The organism is Massilia phosphatilytica, assembly GCF_977014125.1.
Genome location: NZ_CDRNIL010000117.1, coordinates 1 through 2,365, shown reverse-complemented (window position 1 = coordinate 2,365; position 2,365 = coordinate 1). Strand labels below are relative to the sequence as shown.

The 2,365-nt window shown below is 63.4% G+C and carries 3 protein-coding genes and 3 pseudogenes; 3 read left to right on the top strand and 3 right to left on the bottom strand.

What is annotated here, in order from left to right; all coding sequences use genetic code 11:
* Positions 1-132: 132 nt before the first annotated feature.
* The 3 genes from ACWNCF_RS04030 to ACWNCF_RS04020 form a co-directional block, all read right to left on the bottom strand.
* Positions 133-405 (bottom strand): c-type cytochrome, encoded by a 273-nt coding sequence (locus tag ACWNCF_RS04030; RefSeq protein ID WP_449406110.1) that lies wholly within the window; start codon positions 403-405, stop codon positions 133-135.
* 78 nt (positions 406-483) lie between these two features.
* Positions 484-771, bottom strand: coding sequence for a c-type cytochrome (locus tag ACWNCF_RS04025; protein ID WP_449406109.1), 288 nt, complete (start codon positions 769-771; stop codon positions 484-486).
* A gap of 69 nt (positions 772-840) precedes the next feature.
* Entirely contained in the window at positions 841-1,017 is a 177-nt protein-coding gene (locus tag ACWNCF_RS04020; RefSeq protein WP_449406108.1) for a hypothetical protein, read from the bottom strand.
* Positions 1,018-1,143: 126 nt separating this feature from the next.
* Between ACWNCF_RS04020 and ACWNCF_RS04015 the strand changes: the two are divergent.
* The 3 pseudogenes from ACWNCF_RS04015 to ACWNCF_RS04005 all read left to right on the top strand — a co-directional run.
* A pseudogene (locus tag ACWNCF_RS04015) lies at positions 1,144-1,450 on the top strand (ArsR/SmtB family transcription factor).
* Positions 1,440-1,871 (top strand): annotated as a pseudogene (locus ACWNCF_RS04010) (YeeE/YedE family protein). The pseudogenes ACWNCF_RS04015 and ACWNCF_RS04010 overlap by 11 nt, the downstream one beginning before the upstream one ends.
* 301 nt (positions 1,872-2,172) lie before the next feature.
* Positions 2,173-2,247: pseudogene (locus tag ACWNCF_RS04005) on the top strand (hypothetical protein); the annotation flags it as partial.
* Positions 2,248-2,365 lie beyond the last annotated feature (118 nt).

Sequence of the window (2,365 nt, the reverse complement as noted above, 5' to 3'; positions counted from 1 at the left end):
TGTTGTGTAGCCCTTCGTTCAGTTACGTATTGCTAAGGTTCAAAGCGGAAGGTACGTTGGATGATCCAGCACCTAAGGTTAAAACAAGAATACGTGGATGATCCAGCACCTGGAAGTAATGAACAAGCACTTTCATTGCCTCCTCGCTGGAACGCTTGCCGGCGCGACTGCGCCGCCGAAGTGGTTGGATACCGCATTGATGTCCGCATGGACAACTTGGCGGCGACGGCTGCTGCATCGTCGCGGTCCGCCAGGCCGGCTCCCGTCCTTGAAGGCATGCAGTTGGGCGGCGATGTAGGCACTCGACTGTCCGGCGAGCGCGGGGAATGCCGGACCGACGCCAGCGCCTCCCGGGCCATGGCATTGCAGGCACGCCGGCAGGTTGTCTTCCCATCGTCCGCGCACGGCAGAGCCAGGCGCCCATGTCGGTGTGCTTCGATCGCCGTTCGGTTCCCGGTGGCGGGCGGCCCGGCCATCGCGCCGTCAGTAGGCCGCCACCGCCTTCTGCTCCGCGACGCTCAGCTGTTTCGCGATGGGTGACATCACCGGGTTCTGGCGCTTGCCGGCCGCAAAATTACCGAGCTGCCCGACCAGATACGCCGGCGGCAAACCGGCCAGCCTTGGAAAGCCAGCGGCAGGATTGCCCTCGCCATTGACGCCGTGGCAGGCGACGCAAGCGGTCGCCCCGCCCGCCGTGCCGTTGGCGGCGATCACGCCGCCATTCGCAGCCTGCTGGGCGACTGCCATCGCCGGCGAACTGGCGAGCAGCACGTAAGCCGCGAATCGCCACGTTCTGTGCGTTCCATGACTTCTTTCATCACTGTCTCCTTGTTCTCGTTATCAAAAGCTGTGGTTCGATACCGAGAGCACGCGCTGGCCAGCCTTCAGCAGTGGCGCCTGCCTGGCGAGATAACTGCTCGGTTCGATACCAGAAACGAATTCCGACGTGCCATAACGTTCGTCCCACACGCTTGCCGCGTCTTCGAAGCGATTGCCTGCCATCATGCCCTCCTTCATTAAAGCGCCCGTGATGAAATCATTCTATTGAATTATAAATTATAAGTCCATATAATATACTAAAATAGATTCATCTTGAAGGAGGCTACCGTGGCGCACGACCACGACAAGTTCGATTTACAGGACATGCAGGCCGCGGCAGCGCGCGCCTGCGCACTGTTGAAGGTACTGGGCAATCCTGACCGCTTATTGCTGCTGTGCCAGCTGACGCAGGGTGAGTTCTGCGTCAGCGACTTGAATCGACGCTCGGCATCCAGCAGCCGACGCTCTCGCAGCAACTCGGTGTGCTGCGCGAGGACAGCTGCTGGTCAGTACACGGCGCGAGGGCAAGCAGATTTACTACAGCCTCGCCAGCAAGGAAGCGACGGCAGTCATGCAGGTCCTGTACCAGCTGTACTGCATCCAACCGCAGGAAGACGACAATGACGATTGACTGGACCCACTTTACGCCCTGGACGGCACTGGCCGGCGGCCTGCTGATCGGGGTGGCCGCCTGGCCTTTGTCCTGCTCAACGGACGGATCGCCGGCATCAGCGGCATCCTCGGCGGCCTCCTGCGGCCTGCGCGGGGCGATATCGCCTGGCGCGTCGCCTTCCTGGCCGGACTGGTCGGCGCCCCGACTGTTCTACGGCCTGGTCGCGGCCCTGCCCGAGGCCCGCATCGAAGCGGGCGGCGGGACGCTCATCGCGGCCGGCTTGCTGGTCGGCCTCGGCACCCGTTACGGCTCGGGATGCACCAGCGGCCACGGCGTGTGCGGCCTGTCCCGCCTGTCGCCGCGCTCGCTGGTCGCGACCGTCGCGTTCATGCTGGCGGGATTCGCCATCGTTTTCGTGCTGAGGCACATCGTCGCTTGAGGAGGAATTCGTTTCTGGTATCGAACCGAGCAGTTATCTCGCCAGGCAGGCGCCACTGCTGAAGGCTGGCCAGCGCGTGCTCTCGGTATCGAACCACAGCTTTTGATAACGAGAACAAGGAGACAGTGATGAAAAGAAGTCATGGAACGCACAGAACGTGGCGATTCGCGGCTTACGTGCTGCTCGCCAGTTCGCCGGCGATGGCAGTCGCCCAGCAGGCTGCGAATCAGCGGCGTGATCACCGCCGAACGGCACGGCGGGCGGGGCGACCGCTTGCGTCGCCTGCCACGGCGTCGATGGCGAGGGCGATCCTGCCGCTGGCTTTCCAGAGGCTGGCCGGTTTGCCGCCGGCGTATCTGGTCGGGCAGCTCGGTAATTTTCCGGCCGGCAAGCGCCAGAACCCGGTGATGTCACCCATCGCGAAACAGCTGAGCGTCGCGGAGCAGAAGGCGGTGGCGGCGCCTACGGCGCGATGGCCGGGCCGCCCGCCACCG

Coding starts and splice junctions, on each gene's coding strand:
- ACWNCF_RS04020 (WP_449406108.1), bottom strand. CDS start 1,017: ATGAAGGAGGGCATGATGGCAGGCAATCGCTTCGAAGACGCGGCAAGC.